This window comes from Geodermatophilus sp. SYSU D00779, assembly GCF_054050595.1.
The window spans coordinates 62,905-75,633 of record NZ_JBJGZQ010000009.1; the positions used below are offsets into that span (position 1 = coordinate 62,905).

The 12,729-nt window shown below is 75.8% G+C and carries 9 protein-coding genes; 7 read left to right on the plus strand and 2 right to left on the minus strand.

The genetic code is table 11. The features are described 5' to 3' along the window. Positions 1–190: 190 nt before the first annotated feature. The 6 genes from ACI79G_RS09200 to ACI79G_RS09225 are packed head-to-tail and all read left to right on the plus strand — an operon-like array spanning position 191 to position 7,021. Positions 191–1,216, plus strand: coding sequence for a 3-oxoacyl-ACP synthase III (locus ACI79G_RS09200; RefSeq protein WP_456880829.1), 1,026 nt, complete (start codon positions 191–193; stop codon positions 1,214–1,216). After that, positions 1,213–3,783, plus strand: coding sequence for an alpha/beta fold hydrolase (locus ACI79G_RS09205; protein WP_456880830.1), 2,571 nt, complete (start codon positions 1,213–1,215; stop codon positions 3,781–3,783). The genes ACI79G_RS09200 and ACI79G_RS09205 overlap by 4 nt, the downstream gene beginning before the upstream one ends. Further along, positions 3,780–4,769 carry an NAD-dependent epimerase/dehydratase family protein gene (locus tag ACI79G_RS09210; RefSeq protein ID WP_456880831.1) on the plus strand — a complete coding sequence of 330 codons (990 nt, stop codon included), beginning with the start codon at positions 3,780–3,782 and terminating at the stop codon, positions 4,767–4,769. The genes ACI79G_RS09205 and ACI79G_RS09210 overlap by 4 nt, the downstream gene beginning before the upstream one ends. Positions 4,770–4,805: 36 nt before the next feature. After that, positions 4,806–5,456, plus strand: coding sequence for a maleylpyruvate isomerase family mycothiol-dependent enzyme (locus ACI79G_RS09215; protein WP_456880832.1), 651 nt, complete (start codon positions 4,806–4,808; stop codon positions 5,454–5,456). Between the two features lie 54 nt (positions 5,457–5,510). Beyond that, the gene (gene ddaH / locus ACI79G_RS09220; RefSeq protein WP_456880833.1) at positions 5,511–6,275 is read left to right on the plus strand and encodes a dimethylargininase; all 765 of its coding nucleotides are present in this window, start codon (positions 5,511–5,513) and stop codon (positions 6,273–6,275) included. 47 nt (positions 6,276–6,322) lie between these two features. Continuing rightward, positions 6,323–7,021: a nucleoside/nucleotide kinase family protein gene (locus ACI79G_RS09225; RefSeq protein WP_456880834.1), complete on the plus strand. Its 699-nt coding sequence runs from the start codon at positions 6,323–6,325 to the stop codon at positions 7,019–7,021. 17 nt (positions 7,022–7,038) lie between these two features. Here ACI79G_RS09225 and ACI79G_RS09230 read toward each other — a convergent pair whose 3' ends face one another. Further along, the gene (locus ACI79G_RS09230; protein ID WP_456880835.1) at positions 7,039–8,298 is read right to left on the minus strand and encodes a 3-deoxy-7-phosphoheptulonate synthase; all 1,260 of its coding nucleotides are present in this window, start codon (positions 8,296–8,298) and stop codon (positions 7,039–7,041) included. A 154-nt stretch (positions 8,299–8,452) separates the two neighbouring features. Between ACI79G_RS09230 and ACI79G_RS09235 the strand changes: the two genes are divergently transcribed. Further along, on the plus strand, positions 8,453–11,611 hold the full coding sequence (locus tag ACI79G_RS09235; RefSeq protein ID WP_456880836.1) for an amidohydrolase family protein: 3,159 nt from the start codon (positions 8,453–8,455) through the stop codon (positions 11,609–11,611). 161 nt (positions 11,612–11,772) lie between these two features. Here ACI79G_RS09235 and ACI79G_RS09240 read toward each other — a convergent pair whose 3' ends face one another. Further along, on the minus strand, positions 11,773–12,597 hold the full coding sequence (locus tag ACI79G_RS09240; RefSeq protein ID WP_456880837.1) for an alpha/beta fold hydrolase: 825 nt from the start codon (positions 12,595–12,597) through the stop codon (positions 11,773–11,775). Between the last annotated feature and the right edge of the window lie 132 nt (positions 12,598–12,729).

Consider the following 12,729-nt stretch of genomic DNA (forward strand, 5'->3'; position numbering starts at 1 on the left):
TGCGCCGATCGCTGACGTCCGGGTCCCGAACCTAGTCGGTGGGTGCAGGTCACACCCGGTGACGGGCTGCCCGGGCGTGACGTGCGGGGGCCCGGGCTGGTGGAGTAGTGGGGCACGGCTCGGGTAGAGCGCGACGGACGAGGGCGGCACGTGATGGGGAGCCGGCCCGGCGGAGGACTGGATCCCACAGATGAGCAGCAACAGCACACGCAGGTTCACGAACACGGCGGTCCTGGCCGTCCAGACCGAGGACGCCACCCGGGTGGTCGGCTCCGACGACCTCGACGACGCGCTCGAGGGGACCTACCAGCGGGTGGGCCTGCGGCGCGGCCTGCTCGAGCGCCTCGCCGGCATCCGGGAGCGCCGCTGGTGGGCCGACGGCGTCACGTTCGTCGACGGGGCCGCCATGGCCGGCGCCAAGGCGATCAGCGAGAGCGGCGTCGACCCGGCGTCCATCGGCCTGATGGTCAACACCTCGGTGAGCCGCCGGTACCTCGAGCCCTCGACGGCGGTCGCGGTGCACCACGCGCTGGGCCTGCCGCGCTCGTGCCAGAACTTCGACGTGACGAACGCCTGCCTCGGCTTCGTCAACGGCATGGAGCTGGCCGCCGCCATGATCGACTCCGGCATGGCCGACCACGTCCTGGTGGTCAACGGCGAGGACTCCCGGCCGGTCCAGGAGCGCACCGTCGAGCGGCTGAACCGCCCGGACACCACGTCCAAGGACGTGCTGGCGCAGTTCGCGACCCTGACCCTCGGCTCGGGTGCGGTCGCCATGGTCCTCGGGCGCGCCGACCGGCACCCGGAGGGGCATCGCCTGGTCGGCTCCGCGAGCCGGGCCGGCAGCGAGCACCACGAGCTCTGCACCGGCGACAACGACGAGATGCGGACCGACCTGAAGGGCCTGCTCGAGGCCGGGCTCGGCCTGTCCGAGGAACTCTGGGCGGACGCCGCCGGTGAGTTCGACTGGGCCCGCGGCATGAGCCGGTACATCGTCCACCAGGTCTCCAAGGTGCACACCAAGGCCATGTGCGACCGGTTCTCGATCGACCCGGCCCTGGTGCCGACGACGTTCCCGACCCGGGGCAACCTCGGCCCGGCCTCGGTCCCCTTCACGCTGGCCGGCCAGCAGGACTCCCTCGTCGGCGGCGACCGGGTGCTGCTCATGGGGATCGGGTCGGGCCTCAACGCCTCCTGCCTCGAGATCGCCTGGTGAGGGCGGCCGACGAGACGCCCGCCCGGCCGGCGCTCCCGGGGCTGGACCCGGCCTGGTCCCGGCTCCTGACCGTCGCCGATGCCGACGGCGTGGAGCACTGCTGGCACGTCCTCGACAACGGCGTCCGGGAGCCGGTCGGCACGCTGCTGTGCGTCCACGGCAACCCCACCTGGTCCTACCTGTGGCGCCGGCTGCTGGCCGCCGCCCCGCCCGGCTGGCGGGTGGTCGCCCCCGACCAGCTCGGCATGGGGTGGTCCGACCGGCTGACCGGGCCGCGGCTCCTGCGGCAGCGGGTGGCCGACCTCGGCGACCTCACCGCGGCGCTGGGCGTCACCGGCCCGGTGGTCACCGTCGGGCACGACTGGGGCGGGGTCATCTCGCTGGGCTGGGCACTCGAGCACCGCGACCAGCTGCGGGGCGTCGTCCTGGCCAACACGGCCGTCGCCATGCCCGAGGGCGACCTCGGGCCGGCCCTGATCCGGCTGGCCTCCGCGCCCGGCGTGCGCGCGGCGGTCACCGTGGGCACCCCGGTGTTCGTCCGGGCGACGACGGCGCTGTCCCGGCCGGCCCTGCCCGCCGACGTCCGCCGCGCCTTCGCCGAGCCCTACCGCTCCCCGGCGCGGCGCCGGTCGGTCGGTGACTTCGTCGCCGACATCCCGTTCTCCCCCGGCCACCCGTCCCGCCCGGCACAGGAGGCGATCGCCGAGGGCATCCGCGGCCTCGACGTCCCGGCACTGCTGCTGTGGGGCCCCCGCGACCCGGTGTTCGGCGAGCGGTACCTGACCGACCTGCGCAACCGCCTGCCGCAGGCCCGGCTGCACCGCTACGAGGGCGCCTCCCACCTGCTCCCCGAGGACGCGCCGCAGTACGCGCGAGCCGTGGCGCAGTGGGTGGCCGACCTCGACGCCGGGGACCGCGCACCCGCGCGGCCGGCGCCCGCGACGACCGGACGCCGGCTGTGGTCGGCCCTGGACGAGCGGGCGGACGACGACTCGCCCGCGGTCGTCGAGGTCGGCGGCGCGACGGTGAGCTGGTCGCAGCTGTCCCGGCGGGTGGCGCACCTCGCCGCCGGGCTGGCGGCGACCGGCGTCCGCCCGGGGTCCCGCGTCGCGCTGCTGGTGGAGCCCTCGGCCGACCTCACCGCGACGGTCTACGCCGTCTGGCGGGCCGGGGGCGTCGTCGTCGTCGCGGACAAGGGCCTCGGGCTGGCCGGCATGCGCCGGGCGCTGCGCAGCGCCGCGGTCGACTGCGTCGTCGGCAGCCGGTCGGGTCTGGCCGCAGCGCGCCTCATGGGCCTGCCCGGGTCCCGCGTCGCCGCGGGTCCGGGAGGCCGGACGGCGCTGCGCGGCCTGGGTGCCCGCTCGACGCTCGCCGACCTGGAGGCCCTCGGCCGGTCGGCACCGGTGCCCGCCGAACCGCCGCTGGACGCCGACTGCGCCGTGCTGTTCACCTCCGGGGCCACCGGACCGGCCAAGGGCGTCGTCTACACGCACCGCCAGGCGGCCGCCCAGCTCGAACTCGTGCGGTCCACCTACGGCCTCACCGCCGACGACCGGTTCGTGGCGGCGTTCGCGCCGTTCGCGATCCTCGGGCCGGCGCTGGGCATCGGGTCGGCGGTGCCGGACGTCGACGTGACCGCGCCCGGCTCGCTGACCGCGGCGGCGCTGGCCGACGCCGCGGCCGCCGTCGACGCGACCGTGGTGTTCGCCTCCCCGGCGGCGCTGCGGCGCGTGGTGGCCACGGCGGCGGGCCTCTCGGCGCAGCAGCGCACGGCCCTGGCCCGCGTCCGGCTCCTCATGTCCGCCGGCGCGCCCGTCCCGGCGTCCCTGCTGCGGTCGCTGCGGACGGTGCTGCCCGCCGCCGATCCGCACACGCCCTACGGGATGACCGAGGTGCTGCCGGTCACCGACGTCTCGCTCGCCGAGATCGAGGCCGCCGGCACCGGCGACGGGGTGTGCGTGGGCCGGCCCCTGCCCGGCGTCGACGTGCGGGTCAGCCCGCTGTCCTCCGACGGGCGGGCCGACGGCGCGCTGACCGACCGCCCGGGCGTCCCCGGCGAGGTCTGCGTGCGGGCCGCGCACGTCAAGGACCGCTACGACGCGCTGTGGGCGCTGGAGCGGTCGACGTCCCGGGACCCCGGCTGGCACCGCACCGGCGACGTCGGGCACCTCGACGCCGACGGGCGGCTCTGGGTCGAGGGGCGTCTCCAGCACGTGGTCACGACGGCCGCCGGGCCGGTGACGCCCGTCGGGGTCGAGCAGAGGGTGGAGGCGGTCGACGGCGTGTCGGCCGCCGCGGCCGTCGGCGTGGGACCCGTCGGGGCGCAGGTCGTCGTGGTGGTCGTCGTGCCGTCCGGACGCCGGACCCGGCTCGGCGGCCGACCGGCCCTGGCCGGGGCGGACCTCGCCGACGCCGTCCGCGCGGCCGCCGGCGTCGACGTCGCCGCGGTCCTGGTCACCTCCCGGCTGCCGGTGGACGTCCGGCACCAGTCGAAGGTGGACCGGGGCGAGGTCGCCCGCCGGGCCGCGCGGGTGCTGGCCGGCGCACGGGCCCCCCGCCGGCCGTGAGGGTGCTGGTCACCGGGGCGAGCGGGATGCTCGGCCGGACCACGGCCACCGGGCTGCTCGGGCGCGGGGACGAGGTGACGGTGCTGCAGCGCCGTCCCTCCGGCCTGCCGTGCGCGGAGGTGCTGGGGGACGTCGCGGACCCGGACGTCGTCGGGCGGGCCGCCCGGGGGCAGGACGCCGTGCTGCACCTGGCCGCGAAGGTCGACGTCACCGGTCCGTGGGCCGAGTACGCGCACGCGAACATCGCCGGCACCCGGGCCGTCCTCGACGCCTGCCGGGCCGCGGGCGTCGGCCGGCTGGTGCACGTCTCGTCCCCGTCGGTGGCGCACGCCGGGACGGCGCTCGCCGGGGTCGGTGCCGGACCCGCCGACCCCGCACGTGCCCGCGGCCGCTACTCCCGCTCCAAGGCCGTGGCCGAGCTCGACGCGCTGGCCGCGGACTCCCCCGCGCTGGCCGTGCTGGCCGTCCGCCCGCACCTGGTGTGGGGCCCCGGCGACACCCAGCTCGTCGGCCGCATCGTCGAGCGGGCGCGGGCCGGGCGGCTGCCGGTGATCGGGTCGGGCGCGGCGCTCATCGACACGACCTACGTCGACAACGCCGCAGCGGCCCTGGTCGCCGCCGTGGACGCGTGCGGACCGGTGCACGGCGAGGCGCTGGTCGTCTCGAACGGGCAGCCCCGCCCCGTCGCCGAGGTGCTCGGCCGGCTGTGCCGGGCGGCCGGGGTCCCGGGGCCGCGCGGCCGGGTGCCGTTCGGTGCGGCCTGGGCGGCCGGCGCTGCCGCGGAGGCGGTCTGGGCAGTCACGCGCCGGCGGTCGGTCCCCCCGCTCACCCGCTTCCTGGCCGAGCAGCTGGCGACCGCCCACTGGTTCGACCAGCGGCGCACGCGGGCCGCGCTGGGCTGGCGGCCCGAGGTCAGCCTGGACGAGGGGTTCGCCCGCCTGCGCGCCTGGTACGCCGGGGACGACGTCCGCTCCGCCGCCTCCTGACCGACGAGTTCGTGGGGTGGTCGGAGTCGGGACCGCATGAGCACCCCGCCTGCCCTGTCCCGTGCCGCCGTCGACGCGGCGGTGGCCGCCGAGCGGCACCGCGTCGCCGACCTCGTCACCGACCTCCCCGACGAGGGGTGGACGACGCCGTCGCTGTGTGCCGCCTGGACGGTGCGCGACGTCGTCGCCCACCTGACGGTCACGACGAGGATCACCGTGCCCCGCCTGCTGCGCGCGGCGGTGCGGGCGCGCGGCAGCTTCGACCGGGTGGCGGTCGACCTGGCAGCGGAGCGGTCGGCGGCGTACGGCCCCGAGGATCTGGTCGCGCAGCTGCGCGAGAGCGCCGACTCCACCCGGCGGTTCCCCGGCAGCACCCCGAGGGACCCGCTCATGGACCTCGTCGTGCACGGTCAGGACATCGCCCGGCCCCTGGGCCGGCGCCACGTGTCGCCTCCCGACGTGGTGGCGGACTGCCTGGCCTACGTCGCCACCAACCGGTTCATGGGCGGGCCGCGGCGGCTGGCCGGGGTGCGACTGGTCTCGACCGACACCGGGTGGACCCTCGGCGACGGGGCCGAGCTGCGCGGGCCCGACGTCGACCTGCTGCTGGTCGCGGCGGGACGACGCGCCGGCCTGGAGGCGCTGGAGGGTCCCGGGATCGCGGTCGTGGGCGCCCGCCTGGGCTGAGGGCCGCTGCCCCGGCGCGGGTCGGCCGCGCAGTCCCCTGCCACCATCCCCCGCATGCGGAAGCGCGCGCTGGTCCGCCGCCCCGGCCCCCGGCTGGCCGACGGGCTGGTCACCCACATCCCCCGCACGCCCGTCGACGGCGACCTGGCGCTGCGCCAGTGGCAGGGCTACGTCGACGCGCTGCGGGCCGAGGGCTGGGAGACGATCGAGGTGCCGCCCGCTGACGACTGCCCCGACGCGGTGTTCGCGGAGGACACGGTCGTCGTCCACGGCGACCTCGCCGTCGTGTCCCGGCCGGGCGCCGACGAGCGCAGGCCCGAGACCGCGGGGACCGAGCGGACGCTGGCGGCCCTCGGCTACCGGATCGCCCGGATCGAGGCGCCCGGGACGCTCGACGGCGGCGACGTCCTCGAGCACGACGGCACCGTGTGGGTCGGGCTGGGCGGGCGCACGAACGAGGCCGGTCTGGCGCAGCTCGCCGCGCTGCTCGCTCCCCTGGGCGCGGAGGTGGTGGGCACCCCGGTCACCCGCGTCCTGCACCTCGAGTCCGGCGTCACCGCGCTGCCGGACGGCACGGTGGTCGGCTTCGAGCCGCTGGTCGACGACCCCGCCGTCTGGCCCGGGTTCCTCGCCGTCCCCGAGCGGGAGGGGGCGCACGTCGTCCTGCTCGACGGCACGACGGTGCTGATGTCCTCGAGCGCGCCGGCCACCCGGGAGCTGCTCGAGGCGCGCGGCCTGCGCGTCGTCGCGGTGGACGTGACCGAGTTCGAGGAGCTCGAGGGCTGCGTGACCTGCCTGTCCGTGCGCCTGCGAGGCTGACCACGGGCCCGCTGCGACCACGGGTGCCGGGAGAGAGGACCTCGCCAGTGCAGGAGCCAGTCGCGACGTCCGGCGCGGGCGCGCCGCCCGTCGTCCGCGAGACGGTGCAGCAGTTGGTCGACCGGGCGACGGCCCTGGCGTCCGGAGGGCGGCGACTGCTCGGCATCACCGGCGCGCCGGGGGCGGGCAAGTCGACCGTCTGCGCGGCACTGGTCGAGGCACTCGGGGAGCGGGTCGCGCTGGTGGGGATGGACGGCTTCCACTACGCCAACCAGGAACTGCTGCGGCTGGGGCGCCGGGACCGCAAGGGCGCTCCCGACACCTTCGACGTCGACGGCTACGTCGCCCTGCTCCGGCGGCTGCGGACGCCGTCCGACCGCACGGTCTACGGCCCCGTCTTCGACCGCGACCTGGAGGAGGCCATCGGCAGCGCCGTCCCGGTGCCCCCGGACACGCCCCTCGTCCTCACCGAGGGCAACTACCTGCTCGTGCAGGACCACGGGTGGGACGAGGTCCGGCCGTGCCTGGACCAGGTCTGGTACCTCGACGTGCCCCCCGAGGTGCGCACAGGGCGGCTCCTCCGTCGCCGCCTGTCCCACGGCCACGAGCGCCGAGCGTCCGAGGACTGGGTGCAGACCGTTGACCTGCCCAACGGCGAGGTCGTCGAGGCCTCGAGGGAACGCGCCGACCTCGTCGTGCTCCTCGACGCCCCGGAGCTCCCGGCCGGGGAGGGACAGCAGGGCTGAGCTCGGCGGCGCTCCCCTCAGCGGTCCCCGGACCGCCGTGACCGCACCGCCTCGGCCAGCTCGGCCAGCATGACCTCCGTCGTCCCGGGGTCGACGCAGGCGTCGGTGACGCTCAGGCCGTACTGCAGCCGCTCGGGGTGCCGGCGGTCGAGGTCCTGCCTCCCGGCGACGAGGTTGCTCTCCACCATCACGCCGCGGATCGCCCGCTCACCGCCGGCGACCTGCCCGGCCAGGTCCCGTACGACGTGGATCTGGCGCCGGTGGTCCTTCTGGCTGTTGCCGTGGGAGGCGTCGACGACGACCACCTCCGGCAGCCCGCGCTGCGCCAGCTTCCGCTTCGTCTCGGCGATGTGCGCGGCGGAGTGGTTGGGGCCGTCCTCGTCGCCACGGAGGATCACGTGGGCGGTGTCGTTGCCGGTCGTCGACAGCTGGGCGCTCACCCCGTGGTGGTCGACGCCGAGGAACTCGTGCGGTGCCCGCGCGGTCAGCACGGCCGAGACGGCGGCGTCGATGCTGCCCTCCGGGGAGTTCTTGAAGCCGACGACGGACGAGAAGCCCGACACCCGTTCCCGGGCGGTCTGGTCGGTGACGTTGCGCGCGCCGACGCCGTTGTAGGTGACCAGTCCGTTGACGTACTGCGGCGTGAGCGCGTTCAGCGGCTCGGCCGCCACCGGCACGCCCAGGGCCGTGATGCGGCACATGAGCAGCCGGGTCGCGACCAGCCCGACGCTGATCCGGCTGGACCCGTCGAGCAACGGGTCGTAGGCGAACCCCTTCCAGTCGACCTCGGTCCGCGGCTTCTCGGTGTAGGTCCGCATCAGGATCTCGAGGTCGTCGCCGTGCCGCTCCCGCATGCGGGCGAGGAAGGCGGCGTACTCCAGCGCGGCCTCCGGGTCGTGGATCGAGCAGGGGCCGGCGATGACGGCCAGGCGGTCGTCGCGGCCGGCGACGATGTCGGTCACGGCGCGACGCCCGGCCCTCGTCGTGGCGGCGGACCCGGCCGGCAGGGGGACGACGGTCGCGACCGCGGCCGGGGTCACCACGACGCTCAGGCCGGTGATCCTGGTGTTCACCAGGCCGGAGGGGTCGACGCCGTCCGCCGGTGAGACGCCCAGCCGCTGCTGGACCCCGGGCAGCAGCTCGGTCAGCGCGGCGTCGATCTGCCCGTTCACCCGCGTCTGGACGTCGAGCAGGAGATCGGCGATCCGCGTCGCCTCGTCCAGGATCTGGTCAGCCGGAATGAGGCCCTCCTCCGTCGTCCCCGCTCGTCGAGCCAACCACAGCCTCCGCCGGTGGCACGGCAGCCGCAGCTGCTGCGACCCCACATCGTGACGGGCCCTCGACGCGCCGCTGTGGGCGGCGGCAGGATGCCCGGTGACCCATCGTCCCCACCCGGGGACACGAGGGGGTGGGCGGCCGCAGGAGGCCCTCGTGCCGGACCCGTGCCAGCGCCCGAGCGACGACGTACCCGGCTCCCCCGCCGGGATCACCCGGCGGCGCGTGCTGCAGGCCGGCGGACTGCTCGCCGCGGCCGCCGCACTGCCGATCCCGTGGGCTCCGCCCGCGCGAGCGGTGGACGGCCTCCCCACGACGCTGCGGCAGGCCACCAACGTCATGGTCGCCGCATCGCCCGACGGACGGGAGCTCGCCCTCGACCTGGTGGTGTCGATCTGGGTGCTGCCCACCGGCGGCGGCCCGGCCCGACGGCTCACCGACGACCTGCAGGACGCCACCCGGCCCGCCTGGTCGCCGGACGGGCGGACCCTCGCGTTCCAGTCCTACCGCGACGGCAACTACCACCTGTGGACGATCCGTGCCGACGGCAGCGGGCTCACGCAGCACACCTCCGGCCCGTACGACCACCGGGAGCCGCGGTGGCTGCCCGACGGCTCGGGGATGCTGCTCTCCTCCGACCGCGCCGGTGCCGGCACGTACGACATCCACCTGCTCGACCTCGCGACCGGACGGGTCCGCGCCGTCACCGCCGGCCCGGGGGAGGACGGGGAGCCGACGGTGTCGCCCGACGGCACCCGGGTCGCCTTCACCGTCGACGCCACCCGCATCGACGAGGTCGTCCTCGCCAGCGGGGCCCGCCGCACGCTCGTGCCGACCGTCGAGGGCAGCTCCGTCCACGGCCCGTCGTACTCGCCCCGGTCGGGCCGGCTCGCGCACGTGCGCCTGACCGGCGCACGCAGCGACCTCGTGGTCGACGGCAAGCAGGTCACCCAGGGACGGGACGTCTTCGCCCTCCCGCCGTCGTGGTCGTCCGACGACGAGCTCGTCTACACCGCCGACGGGCGCATCTGGCGGCAGCTGGTCGACGGGTCCCCCGGCGAGGTCCCGTTCACCGCGGTCGTGCCCGTGCGGACGCGTCGCCCGGAGCCCCGGCGCCCCGACCTCGGCTCCACGGGCACGCGCCGGGCGCTCGGCATCGCCGGGCCGGTCGCGTCGCGCGACGGTCGCCGGATCGCCTTCCGGGCCCTGAACGCGCTGTGGACCGCCGACGTGGCCGGGAGCGGCCGACCGCGCCGGCTGGTCGCCGACGGCTACGTCAACTCCGACCCCGACTTCGCCCCGGACGGCCGGAGCCTGGTCTACGCCAGCGACCGGGCCGGTGAGGCCGACCTGTGGCTGCACGACCTCGTCACCGGCACCGACCGGCGGGTCACCGCCCTGCCCGGCGCCCAGACGGCGCCGCGCTTCTCCCCCGACGGCCGGCAGATCGCCTTCCAGGACCAGAACGGTGTCGGCAGCGTCCTCGACCTGGACACCCTGCAGGCGCGCCCGGTGACGCCGGCCCTGTTCCAGCCCGGCCGGATGAGCTGGTCCCCCGACGGGCGCACGCTGGTCCTGGCCGCGGTCAAGCCGTTCTCCGGGCGCTTCCGGGAGGGCACCAGCCAGCTGCTGTTCGTCGACGTCGCCTCCGGCGCCCTCGAGTACGTCGAGCCGATGCCGTTCCGCTCGCTGTCGACGCGCGGCGACGACGGGCCGGTCTTCTCCCCCGACGGGCGGCACCTGGCCTTCGTCGTCGAGAGCCTGCTGCACGTCGTGCCGGTCGGCCCGACCGGCCGGCCCGCAGGCACCCCGCGCGCGGTGACGAGCGAGATCACCGACTCCCCGGTCTGGCTCGACGCGCGCACCCTGCTCTACCTCAGCGGCGGCCGGCTGCGGCGGACGACCATCGCCGGGAACCCGGCGACCACGGTGCCGCTGGACCTCACCTACACCCGGGCGAGCGTGCGCGAGCCGCGCACCGTCCACGCCGGCCGGCTCTGGGACGGCGTCGCGCAGCAGCTGCGCCCGGACGTCGACGTCGTGCTCGACGGGCCGCGCATCGCCGCGGTCCGCCCGCACGACCCCGCCCGCCGTCCCGACGTCGACGCCTCCGGGCTCACCGTGATGCCGGGCCTCATCGACGCCCACGTCCACTGGCACCTGCGCGGGCGGGCCTGGGGAGCACGGCAGGGCCTGGTGTGGCTCAGCTACGGCATCACCACCACCCGCTCGCCGGGCGACCCCGCCTACCAGATGCAGGAGACCCGTGAGGCGCTCACCGCGGGCACCCTGGTCGGCCCGCGCCTGTTCGCGACCGGCGAGGCGATCGACGGCTCGCGCGTCTACTACAACTTCATGCGGCCCACGCTCTCGGCCGAGCAGCTGGACCTGGAGGTGCAGCGCGCCCGCCGGCTGCGCTACGACCTGGTCAAGACCTACGTGCGCCTGCCGGTGCGGCTGCAGAGACGCGCCGTGCGGCTGGCCCACGACCTCGGGCTCCGGCTGACGTCGCACTACCTCTACCCGGCGGCCACGATCGGCATGGACGGCATGGAGCACACCGGCGCCACCAACCGCCTGGGCTACTCGCACACGGTCAGCCGCCTCGGCCGCGCGTACGACGACGTGATCACCCTGTTCACCACGTCCGGGATGTCGATCACCCCGACGCTGTTCAACTCCACGGTCGTGCACGTCGACGACCCGGCACTGGTGGAGGACCGGCGCACCCGCACGCTGTACCCGGCGTGGGAGTACCAGCTGCTGCTGGACCGGGTGGCGCAGGCCGCGGGCCCGGCCGGTGCGACCACCCGCGCGCTGCTGGCCGGCAACGTCGACATGCTCCTGCGCATCCACCGCGGCGGCGGGTTCGTCATCGCCGGCACCGACGCCCCGCTGGACAACGTGGCCATCTCGCTGCACGCCAACCTGCGGGCGATGGTCGGCGGCGGTTTCACCCCGTACGAGGCGCTGGTCACGGCGACCCGCAACCCGGCCCGGTGGCTGGGCGCGGAGGACCGGCTCGGCGTCGTGCGGCCGGGCGCGCAGGCCGACCTGTCGTTCGTCCGGGGCGATCCGCTCGCCGACATCCGCGCGGCCGCGGACGTGGCGCAGGTGATGGTCGGCGGGCGGCTGCACACCGTCGACGAGTTGCTCGCGCCCTTCGACGAGCGCGCCCGGCCATCCGCCGTCCCCGCGCTGGTGCGGGCGACCGCGGGAGCGACCCCCGGCTGGCGGCTCGGCGACCACCCCCACGACCGGACCCACTGGTGGCACGAGCCGGAGTGGCTGCACCGGGCGTGCTGCGAGGGGTGATCGCGGCCCCGGTCCGACCCGGACGGCGAACGGACACGACGGATCGACGGGAGCCTGGGCAGCAGGTGCTCGACGTCTCCGCCGGCGCCCACTACGCCGACGCGCACCCCCGTCCGTCCGTCAACTGCCCTGACGCTCGCGGAGCTGCGCAGCCGGGACCGTCACGACCGGATGAACTCCAGCAGGTCGGCGTTGATCGTCTCGGCCTGCGTCGTCGGCATACCGTGCGGGAAGCCCGCGTAGGTCTTCAGGGTCCCGTTCTGCAGCAGCTTGGCCGACAGCGGTGCCGAGTCGGCGTACGGGACGATCTGGTCGTCGTCGCCGTGCATGACCAGCACCGGCACGGTGATCTTCCGCAGGTCCTCGGTGAAGTCCGTCTGGGAGAAGGCCACGATCCCGTCGTAGTGCGCCTTCGCACCACCCATCATCCCCTGCCGCCACCAGTTCTGGATGATCGCCTCGGACGGCTCGACCCCGGGCCGGTTGAACCCGTAGAACGGCCCGGCCGGCAGCGCGCGGTAGAACTCCGACCGGTTGGCGGCCAGCTGGGCCTGCAGGTCGTCGAACACGCTCTTCGGCAGGCCGCCGGGGTTGTCCTCGGTCTGCACCATGAGCGGGGGGACGGCGCTGATGAGCGCGGCCTTCGCCACGCGGTCCTCACCGTGGCGAGCGATGTAGTGCGCCACCTCGCCGCCGCCGGTGGAGTGACCGACGTGCACGGCGTCGTGCAGGTCCAGGTGCGTGGTCAGGGCAGCCAGGTCGTCGGCGTAGTGGTCCATGTCGTGCCCGTCCCCGGTCTGGCTCGAACGACCGTGTCCGCGCCGGTCGTGCGCGATGACCCGGTAGCCCTGCTGCAGGAAGAACAGCAGCTGCGCGTCCCAGTCGTCGGCCGACAGCGGCCAGCCGTGGCTGAACACGATGGGCTGGCCCGTGCCCCAGTCCTTGTAGAAGATCTCGGTGCCGTCAGCGGTCGTGATGCTGCTCATCTCTGTCTCCCGGGTTCGGCACTGGATGGGATGGGGCCCGGGCAGACCGCCGCCCGCCGCACCACCGCGGGACCCCCGGCAGGAGGATCGCGGCCGCCCGTCACGCACCGAGGGGTTTCGTCGCCGGGTGTC